Source organism: Catenovulum agarivorans YM01 (assembly GCF_000281085.1).
Lineage (GTDB): Bacteria > Pseudomonadota > Gammaproteobacteria > Enterobacterales > Alteromonadaceae > Catenovulum > Catenovulum agarivorans.
Genome location: NZ_JH767548.1, coordinates 4,046 through 18,708, shown reverse-complemented (window position 1 = coordinate 18,708; position 14,663 = coordinate 4,046). Strand labels below are relative to the sequence as shown.

Here is a 14,663-nt window from a genome sequence, read left to right as displayed (position 1 = left end):
TGGCTAAACTCATCGGAAAATATCGCAGTTTGTTTATCTAGTCGGTTAGTTGTGCCATATAAATATTGTGGGCAAGCAATAGGTGTTGGGCACACCCAAACTCTGTCGTAAAAATGTAGATAGGTCCAAACTTTAAACCAGCCCAAAGGTGCGGTTGATGTTAGTTTAAATAACGGAAAGTCAAAAACACCACGCTGTTCTGGATACCAATGTAACTGGCTAAATTTATCTTGTGTCGTTATTTGTGCCGAATAACTTTGAATATGATCATGCCAGCACAAATCAAATCTATCTTTGGTGGTTTGGGTCGCAACTTTTAATTGTGCAGCTTGGCCGATAAAAATAATGTGTTGATTGGTTAAATTATCTACTGCCTGCGCAGATGTGCGCCCAGCCGTTAATACCAAGCCTTGTAGATTAAGAAAACTTAATAACATCACCAATAAAAAAATTGCCAATAACCAATAGCTAAACAGCAACATCAAATTATTTTGATAATTGGTCGCGAGCAAATAAATAGCAATCCAACAAAATAAAAACGCTACACCTGCACCAGACGGCAAAATAAAAATATTCTGTTTATTTAATTGGTGGCACGCTTGCCTAGGCACACGTTTGTTAATCCATTGGGCAAATTGTTTTTGGCGAAAACTTTGCAATTTAGACATTTGAGCAGACTCCCTTAGCTCAATACTTCCACATTTTGCATAACAAGCTCGCTCATTGGCAGTTGATTAAGATTATCTTCAGGGTTAATTCTATGTTCTGCCACTGCGGTAAATATTGCTTTTACATCATCAGGTTGAACATAGTTTCGGCCATGTAAAAATGCCCAAGCTTTACTAGCTTGTTTAATCGCATTCGAACCACGTGGCGACAAAGCATGGCTAAACTGATTGCTCTGGCGGGTAAACTGGCTTAAACGAATAATGTATTTTAATACTTCTTCTGAGCTATACACTTGTTCTACTGCTTGCTGCATAGCAACTAATTCTTCAGCACTACAGCAAGCTTGGCTATGCTGTTCACTATTGAGGTGAACATTTTGCAACATTAACAATTCATATTCTTCACTGGGATAACCCAATCGGATACGGATTAGAAATCTGTCTAATTGACTTTCAGGCAAAGGATGAGTGCCAACCTGCTCTTGTGGGTTTTGTGTCGCAATTACAAAAAATGGCGCTGTCATTGGATAAGTAGTGCCATCCACTGTGACTTGTTGCTCAGCCATTGCTTCTAACAAAGCACTTTGTGTTTTAGGACTAGCTCGGTTTATTTCATCGGCCAAAACCAACTGGCTAAATAAAGGGCCTGGGTGAAATTCAAATTTATTGATTTGTTGATTATAAACCGACACACCTGTGATATCTGCCGGTAATAAATCAGACGTGAACTGTACCCTATTGTAGCTTAGCCCCATAGCATGCGCGATTGCATGTGATAAGGTGGTTTTGCCCATGCCGGGCAAATCTTCAATTAACAAGTGTCCTTTTGCTAATAAACAAGCTAACGCCAGTTTAACTTGTTGTGGTTTACCTAACACCTGTTGGCACACTTGCTCTATGATCTTTTGTGCCAAACTAGATAAATTTTCCACTTTATTTTCCTTTGGTTATTTTAGTTCCACTCTAAGTTAAGGCTGTAATCGGCAAACTTTCCAGTCTGAATTTGTGCGTTGGTACAAAAACCTGTCATGCATTCTAAATTCACCACCCTGCCAAAACTCAACCTGTTCGGCAATAATTTTGTATCCACCCCAATGTTTTGGTCTAGGTACTTCTTTGCCTTGGTACTGTTCGACTAACGCATGGTATTTTTGTTCCAAACTTTCGCGTGAATCGATTATTTCACTTTGGGCAGAGGCTATCGCCGCAATTTTGCTTTCAAACGGGCGGCTAGCGAAATATTCATCATTTTTGGCATCCGTGAGCTCAACCACTTCACCACTAAATACCACTTGGCGCTCGGCGGCTAACCAAGGGAATATCGCACTAATACGATTGTTCTGCGCCAACTGTTTGCCTTTGCGACTCTGTTTATTGGTATAAAAGGTGATGCCTGTATCATCGACAGCTTTCATCAGCACAGTGCGCTGATAACTTTGCCCTTGCTCATCAACAGTTGCAACTATCATGGCGGTTGGGTCGGATATTTTATCTATCTGCATTACTTGCTGTAACCAAGTTTCAAACAGCTCAAATGGCGACTCAGTTAAGTCGTTTTCAGACAAATCACTTAGTGCATATTCGCGGCGCACTTGGTAAAAAATAGACATAAAAGCTCGGTCCTGTGGAATAAATCAATTTTCTGGTTAAAATGGTGCAACTTTTGTTTATAGGTTAATAAGTTTAACTGACTATGGCATTTTACCTAAAATCTTCACAAATACCTGAACTTAAATCATTTAGTTTTACTGAACGTGCACAAATTTTGTTGTTAGCAACTTCATACATGACAGTGCCGGATAAATTTATTCTGAATATTACGAAATTAGCCATATTAACGCCGATTTTTATTATGGTGGCTAAATTTGAAGAATGGTGGATGTTAATTCCTATGGTGATTGTAGCGTTATGTTATCCGCTGGTGACTAATCCTATTCAGCTAAACCTAGCTAAAAAACATTTAGATAAAGCGATAAAAACCTTTAAAGCAGAACAAATGGATGACGAAGAATAAATACTTATCTTAACTCCACCACAAAGCGAGCGCCGCCAATAGGCGCTTGTTCAACATAACAACGTCCTTGATGCCAAGCTGCAATTTTAGCGACTATCGCTAACCCTAAACCAAAACCTTTGTGTGCATTTTTTTGCCCTTTTTCAATACGATAAAAAGGCTTAAAAATATACGGCCAGTTTTCTTTTGTGATGCCGTCACCATCATCATCGACAATCAACAACAACTTTGATTCGACAATATTCAGTTCCATTTTAACTTGCGATTTTGCATATTTAACTGCGTTGCTCAGTAAGTTTTGTACTATACGTTCAAATAAAAATCCATCACATAACCAAAGCTGATTTTCGGCCAATTTACACTCGAATTGAATATAAACATCGCTCGGCTGTAAGTTTTCTATAACCGACTGACAAACTTGTTCGAGCGGAATTTGTTCTAATTGAACACTTTGATTTTGATGTTCAAAACGGGCAAAACTAAGCAGTTCGTCAATAAGTTTTTCCAGCGCATTGATGTCTTGCTGCATTGACTGCTTTTGTTCGTTTTTGTCTTCAACCGCTAACGAAAATTTAAGCCGAGATAAAGGCGTACGCAAGTCATGACTGACTGCGTTTAACATCATTTTTTGCCCTTCAATTAACTCGCCAATCTTATTCGCCATATTGTGCATAGCTTGTGCTAAAAAATAGACAGGCGACGTCGGTGAAATCTCGCTAGTTTGTTCGAATTGACCTTTGGCTATTTGTTCGCTGCTGCGCTCAAGCGCACGCAAATCTCGCCAAAGCGGCCAAGTCCACAATGCGACAAACAAAGCGAGCATCAGATAGGAGATAAACAAAAGTGTGGTTTTTAGCCTCTGCCCATCTGCGGTATTATCGGCCAGCACAATAGGCCCAATTTGTAAAACTTGCTCCTTAGTAACCAAGGGCTGAAATACCATCAAGCGATTATCATCCAAATAACTAACTAACCCTTGTTGGCTGATCTGGATAGGTAAATCTTGTTTATTAATAATACTTACCTGGGTGGCAAACTGCTGACTGAGTTGAGTTAACAGTTGAGGTCGGTTGTGCGGCGCTGAATCTTGATACCATGCTGCGGCTAATTGCGCCGAGGCCAACCAAGCTTTCTCCGAGCCTGCGGTTATATTTTGCTGATGATTCTGAGTAGGCTGAAGTTTTTGCCATAACCATTCGCCACCCCAACCGATTGTGGCCATAGCGAGCAAAATAAATATATACAAACTTAAAAAGAGTTTGGTCATTCATCGTCCCACGCTGTGGCACTAAACAAATAACCTTTACCCCACACAGTCACTATTCGATATGGATTTTTTAAATCATCTTGCAGTTTTTTACGTAGCCTTGAGATGCGCACATCTACACTGCGGTCTAAGCCATCATATTCGCGGCCAATCATTTTTTGATGTACATATTCGCGGGTTTGTACTTCACCTGGCTTTTCCGCCAACAATGCGAGTAGCTCAAATTCATGGCTGGTTAATTCGACCCGCTCACCCGCCAAAGCAACTTTGTGTGACTGTTTATCTATCGTCAACTGGCCAAACTGCAACACATTTGAGCTAACAGCTACTGGTTGTGAGTTGCATCTACGTAAAATTGAATGCAAACGTGCCAATAACACATGTGGTTCAATAGGTTTAATTAAATAGTCGTCTGCACCAATTTCTAGGCCAGTAACATGATCAAAATCACTATCTCGAGCTGTTAGGAATAAAATAGGTTTATTGTATTGGGGACGCACTGCGCGGCAAACCGAAAAGCCATCTTGGCCGGGTAAGTTAATGTCTAAAATAACTAAATCAGGTTGCTGACGGATAATTTGGCTAATCGCTGTGTCACCACGGCTAACAACTTCAACATTAAATTGATTCTGCTGTAAAAAATCAGCGATTAATTTTGCTAACTTTTCATCATCTTCAACCAATAAAATATTCTGCATTAGAATAAACTCCAATCTGAGTGCAAACGCCGTCTATACTGAGGTGGCTGCAATCCTGCTACTTCAACTTTTTGTTCGGCGATAATGTTTTGCGCTAAGCGTAAACTAAATACAGTTGAAGTTTTTAGCTCTACCGACCATTTTTTATGCTGCAACTGACCATTAGCCTTAGCACAAAAAAGCTCTGTTTGATCTTGCCAAATGCACAGCTTGGCATTTGCCTGATTACTGACATATTGCCAACTAAACTTGGCTTTCATCAGACAGGGTTGACCTAACTGTTCAACAATACAAACCAAAGGTTTAACCATAAAAGCTGGCTGAGCATGAGGCTGTTGTTGCGCATTCAATATTTGTGGACAGCTAAACAAAGCTAAAAATAATAACAACCGACAGCGCATAATCCATTGCTTAAAAAACATATTTAATCCCTGTAAATAGGGTGTAGCGATAATCCTTAGCAACAATTGGGCTGTCAGCAATTTTGGATGTCAACTGCTGATAATGTGCCGACAATACCCAAGACCAAGTATCATTAAATTTATAACTACTGGCGTAACCTAGGTAAGGCAAGCTAGCAGCCCCCGGTTGATACCATAAACTTTGTGCTTGGGTGTCGCGCTGCGAAATACCATAATAATAATTAACTAAATCGCTGGATAACCAATCTATGCCGAATTTAATTTTGTGCCGCCATTGATTAAAACGCCATTTGTGGCTGTATTCGAGTTTTAAACTATGACCTTGGTGTACCCCCATAACATCGTACATCCAACGGATTTTAATTTGTTGCTGCTCATCAATAAACCAATGTAATTGCGCACCCGCATCTAAATTCCATTTACGTTTGGCTATTTGATCGTAGTGGATTTTTTCAACTTGTTGTTTTTGATTTTGTTCTGGGATATCCGTTATCCCTACCGGTGTTTGCGGTTCAGCATCAACCCCGTCACCTTGACCACCATTGTCGCCACCACCGACACCAGGGCTAGGAGAAGCAGGGTCTTCAGACGGCTCGGCAGGTTGTTCAGACTCTTTGAATTCAGGACTTTGCTCGGCTACATCCGATTGAACAAATTGACTAACAGCCAAAATATTGGCCGGATGCCAATCATAAAAATGAGCAGCTTCACCATTAAAACTTGTGACCAAATTAACTGAATAATCGCTGTTTTCTACCAAAGTGTAGGCTAAATCACCATTGTCGAAGTACCAGTTTTTGCCGTAATAATGGACAGCTGGAACCAATAACAAAGGAAAAGCGTCTCCTTTGTGTAAAGGGTTTGATTTTTCGCCGTAACCGACAGCCAAGCTAATCGACAACTCGCCCACCTCGGCTCGCTCAGCCGAAGACTGTTCAGCATGCAAGCTTCCGATAAAGGGCAACAGTAGCAGCAAAGCTTTTAGGTCAATAAACTTTTGTTTGTGAAAGAATTTCACCGTCGAATCTCCAACATACATCTATTGCCAAGATTACAGACACATCTGCATTTTTACTAGATTGATTAACACTTAATTACATTTATTAGCATTTGACAACGGTATTATTGAGCCAGTGGGTTAAACTTTGAACATATGCTTTTTAAGGAGAAGAAAGATGAACCGCATGTTAACCGCTCATAACAGCCTAGCATTATTGCTAGCAGCTAGTTTAACCGCTTGTGGCAGCAGTAGTATTGACACAGACTCAGGCGATGACGACCAGCCGCAACAAGTTGTACCCGATTTAAATGAAAAACCCATTCAATTAAGTCCGCTATCTAAAGCCTCAAAAACTGAATTTTTAACCCACTACAAAAATGGTTTGTATTTATCTGCAAGCAATAACGGCTATGTGTACAAAGATGGTATAGCAGTCCCGGAAATGGCTGTAGATGCTGCAGCTGATGCTGGCGGTGGCACATCTGACGACGGCGGCAATTTCTCGCAAACCGTCACCCAAGAAGCCGGAGTAGATGAAGCCGACAGAGTTAAATACGATGGCAATTATGTATATGTTAATGACTCAGGCAATTATCAAAACAGTATCGCCCCGCATGTGCGTATTTTAAAACGCAACGCAGATGCTAGTTTAACTCAAGTGGCAACCACCAGCTTTGATGCGCAAACTAGCGAACAACATATACACCCAGATGCTATGTATCTGGCTGGCGACAATTTAGTTTTAGTTAACGAACAAAACTATTTTTACGCTATAGATACTGGTGTGGACATGGCGTCTTTAGCATTTGGCGATGCTCTTTGGTATCCTTACGAAAGTGCATTTTATGTTTCAATTCAAGATATTGCTGTGCCTGAACAGCCCGCTTTGAAAAAAGAATTCAAAATTGATGGCCGTTTAATTTCTAGCCGAGTGATAGACGGTAACTTATATTTTGTTAGTAGTTATGCACCTACCCTACCTTATGAGTGGTTAAGCCCAACAACAGATGAAGAAAAAATTGCCAGCTTTAAAAGAGTATCTGAACTAGCTGAAAGTGACATACTGCCACAAGTTGAAGTCAATCAAACAGACAATGTAAATTTGGTTGAAGCAGATAATTGTTATTTACCACAAGGCTCAACTGACAAAGACGGTTTTGACGCTTTAGTCACTTTAAGCAAAGTATCTCTAGCTAACCCAGAAACAATTGAATCAGTCTGTATCAATGCTTCAGTTGCTGGATTTTATGCAAGCCAACAATCCATATATTTATTTGGCAGTGAATATCAAAGTAATGTAAATGCGAGTCAAACCATAATTCACCAGTTTAAGTTAGATGACAACAATAGTTTTGATTACCTTGGCTCTGGTATGGTTGAAGGCCAGCTTAACTGGCAAAACCCGCACTTGCGCTTAAGCGAATATCAAAATGTTTTACGCGTCGTCACCACACAAACAGATTGGTCTAACAGCGATGATAGATTTACCCATAAACTATTCACTTTGCAACATGACGCTGATAGCCAAAGTTTAAAAATAATCGGCCAGTTACCCAACGACAGCCAACCGGCAAAAATTGGTAAACCGAATGAAGATATATATGCAGTGCGTTATTTTGCTAATAAAGCTTATATAGTCACATTTGAGCGTACAGATCCTTTATATGTAATAGACGTGTCTGATGCGGCCAACCCAAGCATTACTGGCGAATTAGAAATTACCGGTTTCTCATCGTATTTGCACCCGCTAGGAGATAACCTTTTATTAGGATTTGGTCAAGAAGTCGACCCGAATGGTGGAGGTTTGCGCGATATTGGCGCTGACGGCCAAGCTGAAGATGACGTAATTGAACCTGGGTTAAAAATCGCATTATTTGATGTGGCTGATATAAATAACCCAGTTGAATTAGGCAAACACGTATTTGTAAACAGCCACTCAGAGGTTGAATATAACTATAGAGCACTTGCTTACGTCAAAGTCTCAGATACTGAACATAGAATTGGTTTGCCTGTTAATTCGTGGAAAACTGAGTTGGTGAATAATAGTTGGCGTTGGACTCATTCAAATACACTTGGTTTGTTAAATGTGATTGAAAACAATGATAGTGCAACCTTGAATTTTGTTGGTGAAGTAACGCCAGACAGCGATCAGCACAGTTGGGATAATCGTGGCATTATTCACGACGATATAATTTACTTTATTCAAAACCACCAAATTTGGCAGAGTGATTGGAGCGACAGTAGCTTAGTCAACGGGCCTTACTAGTTCACCCGAGCTCAGCTTAATTAACCCAAGTAGATACAAAAAAGCCACTTTAGTTTTGCAACTAAAGTGGCTTTAAATTTGTTTTAGTCGGTTAAATTAACCTGTGTTACGCAAACCTGTCGCAACGCCAGCAATACTCACCATTAAAGCACGCTCTAAGCTATAAGCTAGTTCATCATCGCCTGCTTGACGTGCGCGTTTAAGCAGCTCTACTTGCAATAAGTGTAGCGGCTCTAAATAGTTTGCACGAATTTGCATAGACTCTTTGCCAGCCGGATCGTTTTGCATCACTTCTTTTTGCCCTAAAAGTTCAAGCAATAATACTTGTGCTTCTTTTAGCTCAGTGCGCAAATTCTCACCGAAGTATTTAAGTGGCTCAGGTACAAGTTGGTCGTCATAAATAGCTGCCATTTCTGGATTAGCTTTCATAAAGACCATTTCAAGCATAGATAAGCGTGATGCAAAGAATGGCCATTGCTGCATCATTTCTTTGATCAAATCTTCATGGCCGGCTTCTAATGAAGTTTTAAACGCCTTCATTACGCCTAACCATGCTGGTAGAACCAAACGGTTTTGCGCCCATGCGAAAATCCATGGAATAGCTCGTAAGCTCTCTACCCCACCATTTGGTTTACGCTTAGACGGACGGCTACCTAAAGGCAATTTCGACAGCTCAAGTTCTGGTGTTGCGCTTCTGAAATAAGGTACAAAGTTTTCATCATGACGGACAACTTCACGATAGTTATCACGTGCATGCCCTGCCATAAATTCAATCACTTCACGCCATTTTTGTTGTGGCGCTGGTGGTGGGAGCATTAGTGCTTCTAAAATCGCACTTGTGTATAAACTAAAGCTACGATTCGCTAAAGCTTCAGTACCAAACTTATACCGAATGGTTTCACCTTGCTCAGTCACACGTAGGCCGCCTAAACAGCTACCAGGTGGTTGCGAGAATATCGCTTGGCGTGCAGGTAAACCACCACGACCTATAGTACCACCACGGCCGTGGAACAAAGTTAATTTAACTTGGTGTTGCTCTGCCAATGCAACTAAGGCTTCCTGCGATTGATATTGTGCCCAACCTGCTGCTAGTGCCCCCGCATCTTTAGCTGAATCAGAATAACCTATCATCACGTATTGATGGTTACGGATAAATCCACGATACCATTCAATATCTAATAAGGCTGCCATGCTGTCGTATGCATTATTTAAATCGTCTAAGGTTTCAAACAATGGCGCTACTGGCATAGGCCATTTAATACCCGCTTCTTGCAATAACAAATGTACTTCTAATACGTCAGACGGCGCACGCGCCATTGAAATAATATAAATGCCAAGCGCTTGTTGGTTTTGCTGCGCAACAACTTTACAGGTGTCTAATACTTCTTGGACATCTGCTGATGGCTGCCATACTCTTGGAATAAGTGGGCGTTTAGAAGCAAGCTCACGCAACAAGAATGCTTGTTTGTCCGCTTCAGTCCAGTTTGAGTAATCACCTAAACCTAAATAACGAGTGATTTCGCTAAATACTTGGTCATGACGATCTGAATCTTGACGAATATCTAATTTAAGTAAATGAATACCAAAACAATGTGCACGACGAATGGTATCTAACAATAAACCGTTGGCGATAACCTGCATACCAACCGCATTGAGTGACTGATAACAAGCTTGAAGCGGCTTAATTAATTCGTCTTGGTGATTAATCCAAGTTTCGCTTTGATATTGCTCGCCAGCTAAATAAGCTTCAATACCTTCAACCGTGTTTTCTAACTTGCTCTTTAATTGCAATATAGTCGCGCGGTAAGGTTCATGCTCATCTGCACCAACTTGCTGTTGCAATTCGTCCGAGCATTGTGCCATAGACAATTCAACGTACAATTTGTTGATATCATCTAAAAATAAAACCGCAGCACGTTTACGCGCAAGCAATAATACTTGCTCTGTTACTTTTGACGTCACAAATGGGTTACCGTCGCGATCACCGCCCATCCAAGAAGCAAAACGCACTGGTACTGCATCTGTTGGTAAATTTAAACCAAAGTTTTCCGCTAATTTGCCATCTAATGTACGAATAAAGTCTGGCACGGCTTGCCACAAAGAGTTTTCGATAACTGAAAAACCCCATTGCGCTTCATCAACTGGTGTTGGGCGTGCAGCACGAATTTCATCCGTGTGCCAAGCTTGGCTGATTAGCTCAGCGATGCGTTGCTCAACTTTTTTGCGTTGTTTGTCAGTTAAATCACTTTCGTGTAATTGTGACAAACACTCAGCTAAACGTGAGTATTTATAAATAAGGGTACGGCGCGTGACTTCTGTTGGATGCGCTGTTAATACTAACTCAATTGATAAATGCTCGACCGCTTGTTCGAGTGTCATTTGAGTTTGATCAGTTTGTTTAATTTTAGCTAAGAACTCATCAACTGGATCTTGTTCGCTAACGTTAGCAACTGTGTGCTCTTGCTCTGCTAAATTGGCTAAATTTAAGAATTGTGAAAAAGCTCGGCCAATCGTCAATAAAGACTCATCAGGCATTTGCGCAAATAGCGCCTGCAAACTTTTAGTTGCGGCTTTGTCACCTGCATAAGATTTACGACCTTGTTTGCGCACAGTCTCAATACGCTCCAACCATTCATCACCTAAGTGTTGTTGGATAATTTGACCGAGTTCGGTCCCTAAATAACGGACTGTTTCTAACAAAGAATCATCAATGCCTTTTTGCATAGCTAACCTCATTAATCATGTTCGAGTGGGCACAAACTAACATATTGGTAAGACCAAATCACCATAATTCTTTTATGGTTTTAAAATTGTCACTAATTTGTCATTGACCAAATTACAAAAAAAGTGGCATAGTGGCTTGGGCCTGTTTATCTTTCGAGGACAATTTTGCAGCAGTTTGTTTGGTATTTATACAAGGCATAGCGATTGAAATGTAGTGAGCTACATAAATGAGCTATAACGCAGTAGAAATGACAAACAAACACTGCCTTTCAGGTTCGTCCTAAATGCTTTTTACTCATTGTTGCAGCATTTTGACTTAATCCATTAGGCCTTCAACGCTGCGCCTTGATTAAAAAGCATTTAGTTAGAACAAAATTTGTCCCCGAAAGATAAACAGGCCCTAGCTATTAACAACAATTTTGGACTTATTTTGAACTTAGCCGCCTTTAATATTCGCTTACCAAAACCAGTGGTCGTCATTCGCCCGCTGCCTATGCGTATGCGTGTATTTGAATGCGGAAGTTAACAAGTATATAAGACCCATTGTTAAAAGCCGCATTCAGTTATCGATGCGGCTTTTTTGTTTGCATTGGTGACTTTTTTCTCAGTTTATTTAGGGACAACACAATGCAAACTTCATCAAAAGTTACATTTAGCTATTTAGCCGTCGTTTTAATTTGGTCGACTACGCCACTCGGTATCGTATGGAGTAGTGAATCTATGCACCCTGTATTGGCGGTAATGTTGCGTATGTGCTTAGCCTCTGTCATTGGTTTGTCTCTCCTACCCATTTTAGGTATTCGTTTACCAATTAATAAAGCTGCGTTAAAACTATATGCCTATTCAGTTGTTGGTGTTTTTGGTGGCATGATGTTTAGTTACTTAGCCGCCTGGTACATTCCATCAGGGTTAATTTCTGTAGTTTTTGGTTTAGCGCCGGTTATTGCTGGTTTTGCTGGGCAAAAAATATTGGGTGATGCACCTTTTACTAAAATTCGTTGGTTTGCTTTAGTTATCTGTTTATTAGGTTTGGCTTTTATTTTTAAAGACGCCTTCAATAACGGCGACAATAATTTAATTGGTATAGTGATTGTATTGATTGCTGTCACCCTATTTAGTTTAAGTGGTGTTTTGGTTAAAACCGTTAAGATTGATATTCACCCTATGGCCACCACTGTTGGCGCGGTAACTATGAGTTTGCCTTTGTATTTTGTCTGTTGGTATTTAATGGATGGACAAGTTGACTACGCACAGTGGAGTCAGCGCTCAATTGGCGCAATTGTCTATTTGGGTTTATTTGGCTCGTTATTTGGTTTTATCGCTTATTTCTTTATTTTGCAGAAATTACCAGTATCAACCGTGTCGTTAGTGACTTTGATAACCCCAGTGATTGCACTTATTTTGGGTAATCAATTAAATGGCGAAGTATTAACGCGTGATTTATTGCTTGGCACTGCGGCTATTTTATGTGGATTAGCTTTGTATTTGTGGGGACATAATTTGTTGAATAAATTTATGCGCGGGCAAGCAGCTCTTTGAGGTCACGACTGGTTTTAGGGTTTGTAGGCTAGTTGGTGAAGCAAAGTCGGCCTGAGCTTTTGTGTAACCAAATCTGCAGCGCTAAACATGCTGTGCAATCAAGCACACTCGAAGCATCATTTTCTAAAAACGCTGTTCGCCATCCATGGCCGCTCCCAAAAGATATCCCTATCTTTTGAAGTTTTAGAAAACGAGCATTCGAGTATGCTTTTATCTGAAATTGATATTGCTGCTATTCAATTAGGGCAGCAATAAAGCAGTGAGGAAAGTACTAGAGCAATAACTTAGAGCAAAATCTCTTTTTCATGGATGAAAAAGCGAAGCGTACATGGAAGTATTTACAGCGTTTTTGCGATAGTTATGGTCTAGTAATTTCCGATATGTTGCACCTGACCAACAGCGATTTTTCCAAAAAAATCCAACCAGCTTGAGCTTTTTTGATACCGAATCCACAGCGATATATGTGCAGAGCAACAATAAAGCAGTGAGGAAAGTACTAGAGCAATAACTTAGAGCAAAATTTCTTTTTCATGGATGAAAAAGCGAAGCGTACATGGAAGTATTTACAGCGTTTTTGCGATAGTTATGGTCTAGTAATTTCCGATATATTGCACCGGCCCAACAAGCGATTTTGCAAAAATACCCCAACCAGCTTGAACCCCTCTGACACCGAACCCGCTGAGCTATATAAACCACGCAGCAACAAAAATGTAGAGGAGGTAAATGAGAGTGTTGCGAACAAAACTTCACAAAATAGGGATATTTTGTGAGAGCGCTCCATGGATGGACTCGCAGCGTTTTTGTTCGTAATACCTCATTGACCTTCGATTTTGTAGCCCCAAACCGTTAGCACCGCATGAATCATGCCCGTCCAGGCAATCTAATACATTGTGCTTTTACAACTGATAAATAAACCAAGGAGAAACAATACTCGGATACTGCGGGTAATGAGTTAATTCAAGTTTATCCGGCAAGCTCACATCATCAACACTTGGCAAGGTTTGATTAGCCAAATCCAAGGAGAAATCAACCAAACTAGATTGAGTTGGAAACTCATATCTAAACGCCACAGCACTATCAAATGCACGCACCCGCAAATGGGCAATGCGGCTATGTTCAAACTCTTTTAAAACCACAAATAACTCAGCATAATTTTTATGTTGTAACATGTGTGAATGAGAAAGCGACTGCACTTTTAAAATTTCAAAATGCTGCATGCTTCTATGTTCAACAAAATTCAATTGCAAAGCCTCTAGCTGCCACACAAATTGCTCATCACGCAAAATCTGCAATGACAGCTCAGCATCAGCTTGGCTAACAACCTTAAACTCAAGTTGTTTATTCGGTGAAACCACAGCGACAGTTTGATTTTGTTCGCCACAAGCAGCTAAAGCCAGCAGACATAATAAAATGTTGAACAGAAGAAAGCGCATTTTCAACACAAATCACTTATAAAAATGAAAAGTATATAAATACCGCAGTTACCAAGTGGTTAAGATAGATAAAGATAAATGAAGAAATTTTAGGCAGAAAAAAAGCGAGTTAATTTGCATCAACTCGCTTTTTTTAAATTTAGTAGCTAAAAGCTAACTTACTCAGCGCTTTCGCTTGCTTCTGGTGCTGCAGGCTTAGGCTCAGCACAAGCTTTCATGCTTAAACGAACACGGCCTTGGCGGTCGATTTCTAATACTTTAACTTTAGTCACTAGACCTTGAGATAAGTAATCAGAAACATTGTTAACACGCTCTTCAGCGATCTGAGAAATATGTACTAGGCCTTCTTTGCCAGGTAAAATTTCAACAAATGCACCAAAATCTACGATACGAGTAACTTTACCGTCGTAAATAGTACCTACTTCAACTTCAGCTGTTAAAGACTTGATACGGTCAATTGCAGCGTCTGCTTTATCTTTACCAGTTGCAGCAATTTTAACAGTACCGTCATCTTCAATCTCGATAGTTGTACCCGTTTCTTCAGTTAATTGACGGATAGTTGCGCCGCCTTTACCGATAACGTCACGGATTTTATCAGGGCTGATTTTGATAGTGTAAATACGTGGAGCAAA

12 protein-coding genes and 1 pseudogene are annotated in these 14,663 nt (G+C 40.3%); 3 read left to right on the top strand and 10 right to left on the bottom strand.

The genetic code is table 11. From position 1 onward, the window contains the following. From WSC_RS0121250 to pdxH, 3 genes and pseudogenes are all read right to left on the bottom strand, one after another. Nucleotides 1–668 (bottom strand): annotated as a pseudogene (locus WSC_RS0121250) (hypothetical protein); the annotation flags it as partial. A 14-nt stretch (nt 669–682) separates the two neighbouring features. Further along, the gene (locus tag WSC_RS0121245) at nt 683–1,600 is read right to left on the bottom strand and encodes an AAA family ATPase (protein WP_016957978.1); all 918 of its coding nucleotides are present in this window, start codon (nt 1,598–1,600) and stop codon (nt 683–685) included. A gap of 36 nt (nt 1,601–1,636) precedes the next feature. Then, entirely contained in the window at nt 1,637–2,278 is a 642-nt protein-coding gene (gene pdxH / locus WSC_RS0121240; protein WP_016957977.1) for a pyridoxamine 5'-phosphate oxidase, read from the bottom strand. Nucleotides 2,279–2,361: 83 nt separating this feature from the next. Between pdxH and WSC_RS0121235 the strand changes: the two genes are divergently transcribed. After that, on the top strand, nt 2,362–2,682 hold the full coding sequence (locus WSC_RS0121235) for a DUF6170 family protein (protein WP_016957976.1): 321 nt from the start codon (nt 2,362–2,364) through the stop codon (nt 2,680–2,682). A gap of 4 nt (nt 2,683–2,686) precedes the next feature. Here WSC_RS0121235 and WSC_RS0121230 read toward each other — a convergent pair whose 3' ends face one another. The 4 genes from WSC_RS0121230 to WSC_RS24540 are packed head-to-tail and all read right to left on the bottom strand — an operon-like array spanning nt 2,687 to nt 6,087. Beyond that, complete coding sequence (locus tag WSC_RS0121230) at nt 2,687–3,949, bottom strand: ATP-binding protein (protein ID WP_016957975.1); 1,263 nt, start codon at nt 3,947–3,949, stop codon at nt 2,687–2,689. Further along, nucleotides 3,946–4,647 carry a response regulator gene (locus tag WSC_RS0121225; protein WP_016957974.1) on the bottom strand — a complete coding sequence of 234 codons (702 nt, stop codon included), beginning with the start codon at nt 4,645–4,647 and terminating at the stop codon, nt 3,946–3,948. Before WSC_RS0121225 ends, WSC_RS0121230 begins: the two co-directional genes overlap by 4 nt. Next, complete coding sequence (locus WSC_RS0121220; protein WP_016957973.1) at nt 4,647–5,069, bottom strand: DUF3019 domain-containing protein; 423 nt, start codon at nt 5,067–5,069, stop codon at nt 4,647–4,649. Before WSC_RS0121220 ends, WSC_RS0121225 begins: the two co-directional genes overlap by 1 nt. Further along, a complete protein-coding gene (locus WSC_RS24540) occupies nt 5,059–6,087 on the bottom strand; it encodes a MipA/OmpV family protein (RefSeq protein ID WP_157447382.1) in 1,029 nt (342 codons plus the stop codon). The genes WSC_RS0121220 and WSC_RS24540 overlap by 11 nt, the downstream gene beginning before the upstream one ends. Nucleotides 6,088–6,244: 157 nt before the next feature. On the opposite strand from WSC_RS24540, the gene WSC_RS0121210 reads away from it, so the two are divergent. Continuing rightward, on the top strand, nt 6,245–8,335 hold the full coding sequence (locus WSC_RS0121210; protein WP_016957971.1) for a beta-propeller domain-containing protein: 2,091 nt from the start codon (nt 6,245–6,247) through the stop codon (nt 8,333–8,335). A gap of 96 nt (nt 8,336–8,431) precedes the next feature. Here the strand turns inward: WSC_RS0121210 and ppc are convergent, their stop codons facing one another. After that, nucleotides 8,432–11,059, bottom strand: a complete 2,628-nt coding sequence (gene ppc, locus WSC_RS0121205) for a phosphoenolpyruvate carboxylase (RefSeq protein WP_016957970.1) — start codon at nt 11,057–11,059, stop codon at nt 8,432–8,434. Between the two features lie 627 nt (nt 11,060–11,686). Here ppc and WSC_RS0121200 point away from each other — a divergent pair. After that, nucleotides 11,687–12,598: a DMT family transporter gene (locus WSC_RS0121200; protein WP_016957969.1), complete on the top strand. Its 912-nt coding sequence runs from the start codon at nt 11,687–11,689 to the stop codon at nt 12,596–12,598. 896 nt (nt 12,599–13,494) lie between these two features. Here the strand turns inward: WSC_RS0121200 and WSC_RS0121195 are convergent. Both WSC_RS0121195 and WSC_RS25445 read right to left on the bottom strand, forming a co-directional pair. Then, entirely contained in the window at nt 13,495–14,031 is a 537-nt protein-coding gene (locus WSC_RS0121195; protein ID WP_016957968.1) for a glycoside hydrolase family 97 N-terminal domain-containing protein, read from the bottom strand. A gap of 158 nt (nt 14,032–14,189) precedes the next feature. Beyond that, nucleotides 14,190–14,663: S1 RNA-binding domain-containing protein (locus WSC_RS25445; protein WP_016957967.1), on the bottom strand; the 474-nt coding region annotated here is incomplete at its 5' end.

Coding starts and splice junctions, on each gene's coding strand:
- pdxH (WP_016957977.1), bottom strand. CDS start 2,278: ATGTCTATTTTTTACCAAGTGCGCCGCGAATATGCACTAAGTGATTTG.
- WSC_RS0121235 (WP_016957976.1), top strand. CDS start 2,362: ATGGCATTTTACCTAAAATCTTCACAAATACCTGAACTTAAATCATTT.
- WSC_RS0121230 (WP_016957975.1), bottom strand. CDS start 3,949: ATGACCAAACTCTTTTTAAGTTTGTATATATTTATTTTGCTCGCTATG.
- WSC_RS0121225 (WP_016957974.1), bottom strand. CDS start 4,647: ATGCAGAATATTTTATTGGTTGAAGATGATGAAAAGTTAGCAAAATTA.
- WSC_RS0121220 (WP_016957973.1), bottom strand. CDS start 5,069: ATGTTTTTTAAGCAATGGATTATGCGCTGTCGGTTGTTATTATTTTTA.
- WSC_RS0121210 (WP_016957971.1), top strand. CDS start 6,245: ATGAACCGCATGTTAACCGCTCATAACAGCCTAGCATTATTGCTAGCA.
- ppc (WP_016957970.1), bottom strand. CDS start 11,059: ATGCAAAAAGGCATTGATGATTCTTTGTTAGAAACAGTCCGTTATTTA.
- WSC_RS0121200 (WP_016957969.1), top strand. CDS start 11,687: ATGCAAACTTCATCAAAAGTTACATTTAGCTATTTAGCCGTCGTTTTA.
- WSC_RS0121195 (WP_016957968.1), bottom strand. CDS start 14,031: ATGCGCTTTCTTCTGTTCAACATTTTATTATGTCTGCTGGCTTTAGCT.